The 12,415-nt window shown below is 42.7% G+C and carries 9 protein-coding genes; 1 reads left to right on the top strand and 8 read right to left on the bottom strand.

Annotated features, from left to right (window positions below; translation table 11 throughout):
• Positions 1-12 precede the first annotated feature (12 nt).
• On the bottom strand, positions 13-432 hold the full coding sequence (cymR, locus tag UB51_RS02590) for a cysteine metabolism transcriptional regulator CymR (RefSeq protein WP_044875940.1): 420 nt from the start codon (positions 430-432) through the stop codon (positions 13-15).
• Between the two features lie 282 nt (positions 433-714).
• On the opposite strand from cymR, the gene mnmA reads away from it, so the two are divergent.
• Positions 715-1,842: a tRNA 2-thiouridine(34) synthase MnmA gene (mnmA, locus tag UB51_RS02585; RefSeq protein WP_044875939.1), complete on the top strand. Its 1,128-nt coding sequence runs from the start codon at positions 715-717 to the stop codon at positions 1,840-1,842.
• 143 nt (positions 1,843-1,985) lie between these two features.
• Here mnmA and UB51_RS02580 read toward each other — a convergent pair whose 3' ends face one another.
• From UB51_RS02580 to hisS, 7 genes are all read right to left on the bottom strand, one after another.
• A complete protein-coding gene (locus UB51_RS02580) occupies positions 1,986-3,293 on the bottom strand; it encodes a replication-associated recombination protein A (protein ID WP_044875938.1) in 1,308 nt (435 codons plus the stop codon).
• Positions 3,294-3,412: 119 nt separating this feature from the next.
• On the bottom strand, positions 3,413-3,715 hold the full coding sequence (locus UB51_RS02575; RefSeq protein WP_234405619.1) for a CD3324 family protein: 303 nt from the start codon (positions 3,713-3,715) through the stop codon (positions 3,413-3,415).
• Between the two features lie 373 nt (positions 3,716-4,088).
• On the bottom strand, positions 4,089-6,272 hold the full coding sequence (locus tag UB51_RS02570) for a HelD family protein (protein ID WP_044875936.1): 2,184 nt from the start codon (positions 6,270-6,272) through the stop codon (positions 4,089-4,091).
• Between the two features lie 301 nt (positions 6,273-6,573).
• Positions 6,574-7,872, bottom strand: coding sequence for an NCS2 family permease (locus tag UB51_RS02565; RefSeq protein WP_044875935.1), 1,299 nt, complete (start codon positions 7,870-7,872; stop codon positions 6,574-6,576).
• Between the two features lie 175 nt (positions 7,873-8,047).
• Positions 8,048-8,803: a tRNA threonylcarbamoyladenosine dehydratase gene (locus UB51_RS02560; protein WP_044875934.1), complete on the bottom strand. Its 756-nt coding sequence runs from the start codon at positions 8,801-8,803 to the stop codon at positions 8,048-8,050.
• Between the two features lie 19 nt (positions 8,804-8,822).
• Positions 8,823-10,601 carry an aspartate--tRNA ligase gene (gene aspS, locus UB51_RS02555; RefSeq protein WP_044875933.1) on the bottom strand — a complete coding sequence of 593 codons (1,779 nt, stop codon included), beginning with the start codon at positions 10,599-10,601 and terminating at the stop codon, positions 8,823-8,825.
• Between the two features lie 85 nt (positions 10,602-10,686).
• The gene (gene hisS, locus UB51_RS02550) at positions 10,687-11,931 is read right to left on the bottom strand and encodes a histidine--tRNA ligase (protein ID WP_044875932.1); all 1,245 of its coding nucleotides are present in this window, start codon (positions 11,929-11,931) and stop codon (positions 10,687-10,689) included.
• Positions 11,932-12,415 lie beyond the last annotated feature (484 nt).

Here is a 12,415-nt window from a genome sequence, read left to right as displayed (position 1 = left end):
ACTCACCACCTATTAAATGTAGAACATGTAGTTGTTTTCTTGTTTTTTCTCTTCAAAAGAGATCAAATCTGCTAGTGTAGTTGAATCAAGCGCACTTGCAATACCATCCCGAATTCTGAGCCATAGATCGCGTTTAGCTGGATCATCCTCTTCAGTGAAATCCACAGGAGATATAGGTCCTTCAAGAACTCGGATAACATCACCAGCAGTAATAGAAGCCGGCTCACGAAACAGTATATAGCCACCATAAGCTCCACGGATACTTTTCACTAAACCTGCATTTCTAAGTGGGGCTATTAATTGTTCAAGGTAGTGTTCGGATAGTTGATTCTTCTCAGCAATACTTTTAAGTGAGGTAGGTCCTTCACCAAATCTCGCGGCAAGCTCCATCATGATGGTCAAGCCATAACGCCCTTTTGTCGATATTTTCATCGATGACACCTCTTTCTATTTTCATAAAATCCATGTATGATTTATGTTTGTTCATTTGATCGTTGATTATCGAATAAGAAAAGGTAATAACTAGATATAAATCCAGTATTCCACTCTATTCCGATCATTACTCTTAGTATGGTATCATATTCAGTTCAATTAGGGAAAAGAAACTGTACAAAATGGTTGAATGTTCGCCCTGGGTGGACAAATTAAGCGTATGTGATCTTGGTTCAGTTATGATAAAATACATTATGAATACAATTCAATATAAGAATGGTGATGACGATGTCAAAAGAAAATCAAAATATTCGTGTCGTCGTCGGCATGTCCGGAGGTGTTGATTCATCCGTAACCGCACTACTTCTCAAGGAGCAAGGTTATGATGTAATCGGCATTTTCATGAAAAACTGGGACGACACCGACGAATTTGGAAACTGTACGGCAGAGGACGATGCAGAAGACGTTCGCCGTGTATGTGAGCAGATCGATATTCCCTACTACACTGTCAATTTCGAAAAGGAGTACTTCGATAAAGTATTTTCCTATTTCTTAGATGAATATAAAGCGGGTCGAACACCCAATCCTGATGTGATGTGTAACCGGGAAATTAAATTCGGTGAGTTTTTGACTAAAGCTCTCGATCTAGGTGCTGATTATGTAGCAACAGGTCATTATGCCAGAGTAATCGAAGAAGATGGCGTCTTCAAGCTGCTACGTGGAGTAGATAGCAATAAGGACCAAACCTACTTCCTGAACGCGTTAGATCAACAACAGTTCTCTAAAGCTATGTTTCCCATTGGACATCTTCCTAAACCTGAAGTACGGCGTATTGCTGAAGCTGCGGGTCTCTCAACAGCTAAGAAAAAAGACAGCACAGGCGTATGTTTTATTGGCGAACGAAATTTCAAACAATTTCTAAGTCAGTACTTACCTGCTAAATCCGGAAATATGGTCGACATTGCAACAGGTGAAGTCAAAGGGACTCATGATGGCTTAATGTATTACACCCTAGGTCAACGCCAAGGCCTCGGCATTGGCGGCTCTGGCTCGGGTGAACCTTGGTTTGTAGCCGATAAAGACCTGAAGCATAACGTGCTCTATGTTGTCCAAGGGGATCAGCACCCTAGCTTGTATTCTACGGGACTTATCGCCACTGGCGTCAATTGGATTGCAGGTTCAGCATCTATCCCTACAGAACCTTTCAAATGTACAGCCAAGTTCCGTTATCGCCAGCCTGATCAAGAGGTAACCTTGAACTGGCTCGAAGATGGAAGTGTCCATGTAACCTTTGCGAATGATCAAAAGGCGATTACGCCTGGACAAGCAGTTGTTTTCTTTCAAGGTGAGGAATGCCTTGGAGGCGGAACAATAGATAAAGTAGAAAAAGTGGCCTATACAGCAGTTTAGGCAAACAACCCATTCATACCTATTTCACTCAAGAAGAAATATACGTAGAGAATAGTTGAAACTTACTCATGCTTATATTTTCAAAAAGGACCTGATGATGAATTTCATCGTCAGGTCCTTTTTCTGTGCTTCAACTATCATTTTCACGTTTCTAACCGTCGCTGCTGATTCAGCTTAATTTTAGATTCATTTCCCTGCTCAGTAGCCTGATAGAACACTCGCTTTGATATCTCTGTAGGAAGGTAATTCTGTTTCACGTAATGCTGTGGATAATCATGAGGATATTTATATCCTTCATGTCCAAGCTTCACAGCCCCTTTGTAGTGGGTATCTCGGAGATGAAGTGGTACCTCTGCTGACCTAATATCTTCTATCGCCGACATCGCACGTGAAATAGCCGTGTATACCGCATTAGATTTAGGACTTTCTACAGCGAACAATATCGCTTGCGAAATGTTAAGCTTCGCTTCAGGCCATCCGTTGTTACGGTATGCCTCTAACGCGCTCACAGCCTGTACCATAGCTTGTGGATTAGCAAGTCCGATATCTTCACTACTCGCTGCAATCAGACGCCGTAGGAACACCATAGGGTCCATTCCAAGCTTCTCTACAGCATAGAGGAACCAGAATAACGCAGCATCACTGGAGCCACGAATACTTTTGTGAAAAGCTGATAACACATCATACTGGGTAGATTCATCTGCTTTGACAAGGGGGCGTCTAATCGATTCCTCTGCTACCTCCAGCGTGATGTGAACGGTACCGTCATTCTCTGGTGGTGTCGTCATCGCTGCCAACTCCAAGGCATTCAATGCACGACGTACATCACCATTGGCCATTGTGGCAATATGATCCAACGCCTCATCGTCCGCTTGTAGCTTCATGAAGCCAAGGCCCTTCTCCGCATCCACAAGCGCCCGCTTCATAGCTATTAAAGAATGTTCCTTCGTCAGTGCATTCAGCTGAAACAGCGTTGATCGACTCATCAAAGCGCCGTTTACGTAGTGAAAAGGATTCTCTGTTGTAGCCCCAATAAAAATAATAGTTCCCTTCTCCACGGCCGGTAGTAATGCATCCTGTCTAGAGCTATTGAAACGATGGACTTCATCTAGAAATAAAATTGTTTTCGTGCCATATAACGATTTGTTACTCTGCGCACGTTCAATAACCTCTCGAACATCCTTGACGGAAGCTTCAACCGCGTTCAATCTTACAAATTCGGCCTTCGTATGAAACGAAATAATATGTGCTAATGTTGTTTTACCTGATCCAGGTGGACCGTAAAGTAAAATGGAGGATATTTGGTCGCCTTCAATTGCTCGTCTAAGAAGCTTTCCTGGACCAATAATATGTTCTTGTCCGATATATTCATCCAGATTCACCGGTCTTATTCTGTCTGCCAGTAGACGTGACCCCAAGTCCGATTCCTGCTGAAAAGAAAATAAATCCATGCATTTCTCACTTCCTTGTGCTAATTTCATACCTCTATATCATATCACACTCCAAATAAAGCAAGGAAACCAAGATCCATTTGGACATCGGTTTCCTTGCTTTAGTTAACTTTATTATCCTAACTTTGAATCGTTGCTTTTCCATGTTCAGTGCGCATCTTAAAAATAACTTTACGGATGCTATCCTCCGACAAGTGATAAGATTGCATTAAATTCTCCACGGAATGACCCGAAGAATACAATTCAAATATTTTTTCATTTCTACTCGTAATCATTTGACGTGTACCGCTGAGTTCACCCCAACCCACACGTTGATTGCTTTTCTTAGGAATGTATATTAATTCTCCCTCAATATAATGTTGAAGCTCCTTCAACAAATGAGGTGGAAGCACATCCTTGCCATTTTTGTAATTTGCGATAATCAACGTCCTCCTTGAACCATTTTCCGTTATCTGATCCAATAGCATAATTATTTTTACCCATTGATTTCGCCTCCTCTCTAATTGTAAATTTCATGAAATCTTTAATTACATTATAATTAATAATGCTGTTCATATACAAGGGAGCCCCCTACAAATTTAGGATAGTCCAGCAAACAAATACTCCCCATCAAATAAATAAGGGAGACCGCGTATGGTCTCCCTCTTGCGAGGCTTCCGCGTTACGCGGAAACCACCTCGTATACTGTGATCAATTCAATCAGCCTCCTTTCAGAGCATTTAGTCGGTTCCGACACCCTTATTAACTCATATAACAAGGGGTAGACTCAAGTGAAAGAATAACTATAAGTGTTCTTTACCTAGTAGCTTCTTCAATTTCCGGCCAACCGTGAACCATAATCTCCTCTTGAGAGTTTCCTAAATAATCTGGCACATGTTCACCATGGAGAACCCACAACTCATGCAACGCACGGGTACAGCCTACATACATGAGCTTAGCATCCCAAGCCTGAGGTCCATAATGTTCAAGATCAGCATCCGCTACAATGACGGCATCAAATTCAAGCCCTTTTGACAGATAAACTGGAAGAATAGACAAACCGCCTTCATAAGCTTGCTTCCCACCATCAATCAAATGCAGATCCTCTACATCTCCTACCATCTGCTCATACAACGCTTTGGCTTCTCGAAGCGTCCTTGTCAGAATCGCTACCGTCCGATATTCCTTTGAGGAAAGTCTTGATAATGCATCACGCAGATTATTCAATCGACCATGCTCACTATATTGAATCAACCGTACCGCATCTCCGCTACGGAACACGGGTACAGCCATTAAATCACTGCCCACACCCTTCTCCAAAATACCATTGGCAAATTCAATAATTTCCATGGTAGAACGGTAGCTTCGAGTTAAAGCGAAATAAGCAGTATGCTCGGGTTCAAATAATGAACTCATCTCGTCCCAATGATGAACACCACGATAAGCGTGGATCCCCTGAGATAAATCACCAAGAATCGTAAAAGAATGGCCTCGAACAAATAGATCTAATACGGCTACCTGAAAAGGTGAAAAGTCCTGCGCCTCATCAATGACGATATGATCGAATCGTTGCTCACTCTTCATATCATTCAATAAATAATGAATGTACAGAAGGGCAGGAAGATCCTCCTCACGGATCAAGTCTTGTTTAAGATCCTTTTGCGTTGATTTCAGAACATGCACAGGAATGCCTAGTAGCAACTCCTCTGGCGAACCTGTAGGGACTTTGATCGCCCGAAACATTTGTTTATATAAAGTTAAAGGCTCGTATTTCGGCCACTTCGTTGCGTAACTTTTCTCTCGCTGGGCTGCCTTTTTCTTTCGATCCTTAAATACGGCTTCAGACGGTGACTTTTTGAGCTCCATTTCCACCCAGCGATGTATTCTCGCCATCACTCGTTCTTTTCTTTTGGCAAGAGGATAAGGTTTATATTCTTCATTATACCAATATAGAATCTGGGTCTGTGGCAGTACAGCACCTTCCCATGGAATAAAATCTACATCTGGAACAGAGGATGATTCTAAGGCAGTTATCCAGCTCTTAATCATTTTTTGTAACCCTAAGGAACCCTTGAATCTACCGGATACCTCATCATTGACTTCGCGTGTTCCTCCAGAACCTTCAAACCAATAATCCAACGTCTGTGAATTATCTACTAGCGGTAGGTCTAGTTCAAGTACATCCATAGCCCAATCAGCGAATGTACTTTGCTGAATATCTCCGACCCCCAATTCAGGAAGCACGTCAGAAATATAATCCAAAAACATATGGTTTGGTGCAAAAATAATCATTTTTTCAGCAGATACTTGATCTTTATATTGGTACAGCAAAAAGGCTAGTCTATGTAGTGCTACAGTTGTTTTACCACTACCTGCGACACCTTGAATAATGAGCGCTGTATTCTTCGCTGCACGAATAATTTTATCCTGTTCAGCCTGAATCGTAGAGACGATATCACGTAAACGGTTATCCTTATTCTCACCAAGCCGATAGACTAGAAACTCATCAGATACAGCAGGTTGTTCACTCTCACGGTTAAACGTATCCGCAACTCGCTCTAATATCTGTTTACGGATAACGACGTTACGCTTCAGGTACACAAGACCTTCAATTAGTCCTTCCGGCGCTTCATAAGCTGCTGCTTCGTCTCCACCGGTAAATGAGTAGAATAGACTCGCTACCGGAGCACGCCAATCAATGACAAGTGGCTGATCGGAGATCACTTCACGATCCACACCTATTTTGCCGATATATAGCGGCTTTCGATCTTGATCCTTGGTACTTTGAAAATCTAAACGGCCAAAATACGGCTCTTGCAGGCTTTTATTTAAATCCTGACGCTTCTCTTCACGCCCAGCCTCCAAAATTTGCTCCGTGAAATCATGACCCGTATAGACATCTATCCCACGCAATCTTTGAAGCTGGTTATCAATTTCTGAGACGGTTGCGTTCAGCCTGTTCTCTTCCTCTTGATAGGCACTTTGAAAATTTTCCTCCAATTTCAGTTACCTCCTAAAAGTTATTGTGTAGCAATACTTGAGCTCATTTGTTTGGCCTCTGAACCCCGTCTGCCCTCCTCTTTGAAATAGACACAAAAAGGATACTAAGTATATCACAAGGCAAGCCGTGACACTATAGCCCTCTTCTCTGACGAATAGTAACTAAGAAGAGGTACCCTCTACTTGTAGAAGATACCTCTTAGCCAAATTATCTGTTATATTTTATTGTTCTAATTATTTTGAGACAGCAGCGATCGGAAGAACAATCCCAACCCCGCAATAACTATGTAACAACATTATTTTAAAGTAGTGCATTTAATACAAAGTTAGCTACAAACAGTAACGAAATACCGTATAATACTGGCGAAACCTCGCGTCCCCTGTTTTGAGCCAACTTAACGATTGGATAAGCAATGAAACCGAACGCCATACCATCTACGATACTGTATGTGAAGGGAATCATAACCATGATTAAAAAGGCAGGAAAAGCTTCCGTAAGATCCGTAAAGTCCATTTCTCGCACACTTTGTACCATCAACCCACCGATCACAATTAGAATCGGTGCAATGGCACTATCAGGAATTAAGGTTAGGATAGGTATAATAAAAAACGTTGCCCCAAATAAGATTGCTGATACTAAAGATGACAACCCTGTCCGTGCCCCAGCTGCAATTCCAGCAGTAGACTCTGCTGCAGCCACGACCGGGCTACTACCGAATATACCCGCAAATATATTGGCCACCGCCAACGCTCGCAAACTTCCTTTGAAATTCTCCGGCCGGTCAATCATAGCGACCTGCGAAGCAATGAGACCGATATTCTCGAACACCACAATCAGCAGTAATAGAAATATAGCTATCCAGAACACCATTTGACCCATATTGGACCAAGATAACTGAGCAAATACTTTTCCATATTGCTGAAAAGTCTGTCCCGCTTCTACCTTCTGTGAAGTATTTACTGCACCTAGAAGGAAAGCCAGCCCCGTCCCGACAAGGATACTGATCAGTAGTCCTCCCTTTACATCACGCACAAATAGAACGAGAGCCAAAAGTAGTGTTACACAAGCCACAATAACAGAGGGATCATTGAAATGTCCAATAGCTACAAAAGTAGTCTGATGTGCAATCACGATTCCGCTTTTTTGAAGTCCAATAAATGTTAGAAATAAACCAATCCCCACTGTAATCCCATGCTGTAGATTTGAAGGAATCGCTTGACTGATCATTCGATACAGCGACGTAAATGCTACGATCGCGAATAGAATTCCTGTTACTGTCACCACGGCTAATGCTTCTTGCCAACTTAGCTTCATGGAATGAACCAGCGTGTATGTGAAAAAGGCATTAATACCCATACCTGGTACGACTATTATTGGTGACTTACCGCCAAAGGCCATCAACAAACAACCTACAATAGAAGTAAGAAGCGTTGCTACCATGGCTGCCTGTATAGGCATCCCCGCATCGTGTAGTATCGCAGCGTTAACCATGACAATGTATACCACAGAGAAATACGAAATAATCCCCGCAAACAATTCTGTCTTCCAGTTATCCTCTGGTCGAATCCCCAAGCTTCTATTCCAAAATCCTAATCTCAAGTAAAGAACCCCCATCTTGTATAATTCTCGATATAGTATACCCCTATATCCCGCACAAAAAAGCATGCGTACCGGACACCCATTGGATCCCGGTACCACGCTTTTAATAAAAATCTTTATTATTCTACAGGAATTGTAGCAGATTTACTCTTCACACTGCGCGAATTTCTCCGTTTCAGGTCACTATTCCTTCCTTTGACAGCAAATCACGCACAGCTACACTAGACATGATTAAACCTACCACAGGTGGCACAAAGGCATTACTAGCAGGCGGCTGTTTCGCCTTACGAATCTCAGGCGCATTCTCTGGTACAATCTGCTGCGTCACATCTTCACGCGGCTTGATCGGTTTCTCTGTCGAGAATACAACTTTAACGCCCTTCTTGATGCCATCCTTGCGCAGCTTAGTACGAATCACTCTAGCAAGCGGGTCCATCTCTGTTTGGGATATGTCCGCCACTTGGAATTTAGTCGGGTCCATCTTGTTCGCTGCACCCATACTCGAAATCATTGGAATGTTCCGCTTCAAGCACTCTTTTATAATATGAATTTTGTAAGAGACCGTATCTGACGCATCTAGAACATAATCCAATTCATATTTAAACAGTTCTTCATAGGTTTCATCTGTATAGAACATATTAAGCGCGATAGCTTCACATTCTGGATTAATCAATTTGACTCTTTCGACCATCAGATCGGCCTTTTTCTGACCTACCGTCGTTAACAAGGCATGAATTTGGCGGTTGATATTTGTGATATCCACCACATCTTTATCAATTAAGATAATACGGCCCACACCGGTACGAGCAAGGGCTTCCACCGCAATGGAGCCCACTCCTCCGATCCCTAGCACGGCCACCGTACTATTCTTCATGATTTCAAGGCCCTCTGGCCCAATTGCAAGTTCCGTACGTGAGAATTGATGTACCATCGTAAGAAGGTCTCCTTTATTATTTCTTGTCTTCACCCGGTTTTTTGGCCAGCTTGATATGAAGCTGTTCTAGCTGTACGTTCTCAACCTCAGACGGAGCGTTCATTAATAGATCCGTAGCACTAGCTGTTTTTGGGAATGCAATGGTTTCACGCAGGTTGGTACGCCCCGTCAATAACATAACCAGACGATCGAATCCAAAAGCAATCCCCCCATGAGGTGGAGTACCATATTCAAAAGCATCTAGTAAGTAACCAAACTTGTCATACGCTTCTTCTGGTGACAAACCTAACGCATCGAACATTTTCTCCTGAATATCACGTTGGTAAATCCGCATGGAGCCCCCACCAACTTCATAGCCATTCAGTACAATATCATAAGCTTCAGCACGCATTTGTAATGGATCTGTATCGAACAGTGCTACATCCTCATCCTTCGGACGAGTGAAAGGATGGTGTTCTGCTATATAGCGTTTTTGGTCTTCGTCGTAGCTAAGTAATGGGAAGTCCAACACCCATACAAATTTAAATTCTTTATCGTTGATTAATCCTAATTGACGACCAATTTTGAGACGCAATGCGCCCAGTACATCCGCAACCACTTTCTTCGTATCTGCAGAGAAGAGTAAGAGGTCGCCTTCTTCAGCTCCAGTACGTTCCTTGATCGCTTCAATTTCTTGCTCTGTAAAGAACTTCACGATTGGACCCTTGAATTCGCCTTCTTTCACTTGAATCCATGCTAGTCCTTTCGCACCATAACGAGCTGCGTACGGACCTAGCTCATCAATTTCTTTCCGGCTCCATGTTCCACAGCCTTTGGCATTTAGACACTTCACTTCTCCGCCTTTTTCAATAACAGAAGCAAATACCTTTACTCCGCTATTTCCTACAAGATCATTCATCTCGATAAGTTCCATACCGAAACGAAGATCCGGCTTATCTGATCCGTACTTATTCATAGCATCTGCATGGCTTATACGTTGGAATGGCATGGATAGCTCTACACCGATCGTTTCCTTGAACAGACGCACCATAAGCTGTTCCATCATAGCTAACAACGTATCGCGATCTATGAAAGATGTCTCAATGTCGACTTGGGTGAATTCAGGTTGACGGTCAGAACGAAGATCTTCATCACGGAAACAACGTGCAATTTGATAATAACGCTCTAAGCCGCCTACCATCAGTAGTTGCTTATAAATTTGTGGTGATTGTGGCAATGCGAAGAATTCGCCTGCATGCACACGACTTGGTACTAAGTAATCACGAGCACCTTCCGGTGAGCTTTTCGTTAGTATTGGAGTTTCAACGTCAATAAAACCTTCTCCATCAAGGAAATCACGGAATATTTTAGCTGCTTTGGAACGCAATATAAGCGTTTTTTGCATTTCAGGTCTACGCAAGTCAAGGTAACGATATTTCAAACGTAACGACTCATCAACTTCTACGCCATCTTCAATGAAGAATGGAGGTGTCTTAGCGCCATTCAGGACTTCGATATCTGTAATGCGGACTTCAATTTGTCCTGTTGGCAGATTAGCATTAACTGTCTCTGCATCACGTTGTACAACGCTGCCTGTTACAGATAAAACATATTCACTGCGAACTTTATCAGCAATCGCTAATGCATCCCCAGAGTAGGATGGATTAAATACGATTTGTACAATTCCACTACGATCACGTAGATCAATGAATAATACGCCTCCTAAGTCACGGCGAGTCTGCACCCAACCGTTCAGTGTAACCGTGTCACCAATATTTGCTGTTGTTAAATTTCCGCATTGATGGGTCCTAAACATGTGTTCATCAATCTCCTTTTAATATAATTAGCCATGTAGAGGTTGTTCAAAAAGTCAACTTTTTGAACACGCACTTATAGGCGTTTTAAATAAGATGTTGAGATAGCTCATCCAATTTGACGGTTAGCTGCTCACCTGTTTCCATCGATTTCAAAGCGATTTCACCACGTTCTAGCTCATTGTCACCTAAAATAGCTGTGTACCGAGCATGGAGGCGATCCGCCGATTTCATCTGTGCTTTCATTTTACGTCCTAAGTAATCACGTTCTGCTGAAATCCCCAGCTGACGTAGTTTGAATACTTGCTTCGTAATCTCGGTTTCGGCTTCTTCACCCAAAGCAACCAAATATACATCTAGCGGCTTCGCAGCATTTAGCTCAATCTGTTGATCCTCAAGAATGAGAAGAATACGTTCAAGACCAATACCTATTCCTATACCCGGCTGATCAGGTCCACCAATACCACTCACAAGACCGTTATAGCGTCCTCCGCCTCCAATGGTATCAATAGCCCCAATGCCTGCTGCCTTAAATTCAAAGGCCGTGTGTGTGTAATAGTCAAGTCCACGAACCAGTCTTGGATTGACGGTATAATCGACTCCCATACGATCCAAGTGTTGTGTCACTTTCGCAAAGTGGCTACTGCATTCTTCATCAAGACTATCTAGAATGGAAGGTGCATCGTCAAACTTACCCTGGTCTATTTTACAATCCAGTACCCGCATCGGATTGCGATCAATTCGGGATTGACAATCTTTGCATAGGGTCTCTCTCATGGGATTTAAGAACGCCAGCAATTTCTCACGGTAAGCTTCCCGAATTTCAGGATTACCGACAGAGTTCACTTCCACCTTTACTCCTTGAAGTCCTAGCTCACGGCAGAATTGATAACCAAGCGATATTACCTCTGCATCAATAGCTGGATCTGTCGCTCCAAAAGCTTCAATCCCGAACTGATGGAACTGACGGTAACGTCCTGCTTGCGGACGCTCGTAGCGGAACATCGGTCCAATGTAATATAACTTGCTAACATCGGGTTCCCCGTAGAGTTTATTCTCTACGTAAGCACGTACCACACCTGCTGTTCCTTCCGGACGAAGGGTCATACTACGATTGCCCTTATCATTGAAAGTGTACATTTCCTTCTCCACGATATCCGTTGTATCACCTACACCCCGTACGTAAAGATCCGTCTGCTCAAACATGGGCGTACGAATTTCACGATAGTTGAAGCGTCGACACAAATCTCGTGCTTTTTCTTCGACAAACTGCCACTTTTCTACGCTACCAGGTAACAAATCCTGCGTTCCTGTCGGTTTTTGAAAGGCCATTTAACTTACCTCCGTTTACAAAATCATACATTATAAGATAACAAAAAAATCCCTCGCCCTGTTCAAAAAGACCCAGGGACGAGAGATTGTTATAAATAAAATCACCCGTGGTACCACCCACATTCCAGATAACACCCCTAATTAACTACATTAGGGTATCTGCTTTACACGATTAACGCCCGTTCAGCGCAGTACAGCTACTACATATGTCTTTCGCCGACTGTTCTCGAGGAGGTCATTCTTCCGGTCATCAAGAGAATCCTTACAGCCAAAGGGATTCTTCTCTGATCTTGTGGGGCGCGGAGTACTTATTCCCGTCATTGAATCAAATATAAACTATTGTTAGATTGTAATGAACTAGCGCACTAAAGTCAAGACATGACATCATATTATGACAGAAAAAAACCTGCAATCAACATTGCAGGTCCAAGGTTATATTAAAAAAGGGGGTCATAGGTCTATTATAGACAGACAATGTTAAGAG

The organism is Paenibacillus sp. IHBB 10380 (assembly GCF_000949425.1).
Taxonomy (GTDB): domain Bacteria; phylum Bacillota; class Bacilli; order Paenibacillales; family Paenibacillaceae; genus Paenibacillus_AQ.
This window is presented reverse-complemented; position numbering and strand designations above follow the sequence as displayed.

What these genes read in the sequence shown, in the direction of transcription:
- UB51_RS02560 (WP_044875934.1), bottom strand. Translation starts at nt 8,803, where the DNA reads ATGGTACATCAATTCTCACGTACGGAACTTGCAATTGGGCCAGAGGGC.
- hisS (WP_044875932.1), bottom strand. Translation starts at nt 11,931, where the DNA reads ATGGCCTTTCAAAAACCGACAGGAACGCAGGATTTGTTACCTGGTAGC.
- mnmA (WP_044875939.1), top strand. Translation starts at nt 715, where the DNA reads ATGACGATGTCAAAAGAAAATCAAAATATTCGTGTCGTCGTCGGCATG.
- cymR (WP_044875940.1), bottom strand. Translation starts at nt 432, where the DNA reads ATGAAAATATCGACAAAAGGGCGTTATGGCTTGACCATCATGATGGAG.
- UB51_RS02580 (WP_044875938.1), bottom strand. Translation starts at nt 3,293, where the DNA reads ATGGATTTATTTTCTTTTCAGCAGGAATCGGACTTGGGGTCACGTCTA.
- aspS (WP_044875933.1), bottom strand. Translation starts at nt 10,601, where the DNA reads ATGTTTAGGACCCATCAATGCGGAAATTTAACAACAGCAAATATTGGT.